Below are 301 nucleotides of genomic sequence, written 5' to 3' on the forward strand. Positions count from 1 at the left end.
TCGTAAACCTTACTCTGTCATTTTGTTAGACGAAGTTGAGAAGGCGCATCCGGATGTATTTAATGTATTACTGCAAGTGTTAGATGATGGTCGCTTAACCGATGGTCAAGGTAGAACGGTCGATTTTAAAAACACTGTGATTATTATGACCTCAAACCTTGGGTCAGATATTATCCAAGAGGGCTTTGGTCATACGACATATGAGGAGATGAAAGCTGGGGTTATGAATGTTGTGACGCAAAGTTTCCGTCCCGAGTTTTTAAATCGAATCGATGAGTCTGTGGTATTCCATCCCTTAGAC

1 protein-coding gene is annotated in these 301 nt (G+C 41.2%); it reads left to right on the forward strand.

Annotation, left to right across the window (positions count from 1 at the left end; genetic code table 11):
• Positions 1-301 (forward strand): AAA family ATPase (locus AAEY78_RS12510; protein WP_352339661.1); only part of this gene is annotated, 301 nt, incomplete at both ends.

The sequence above is a fragment of the Psychrobacter sp. 16-MNA-CIBAN-0192 genome (assembly GCF_040309565.1).
GTDB lineage: Bacteria > Pseudomonadota > Gammaproteobacteria > Pseudomonadales > Moraxellaceae > Psychrobacter.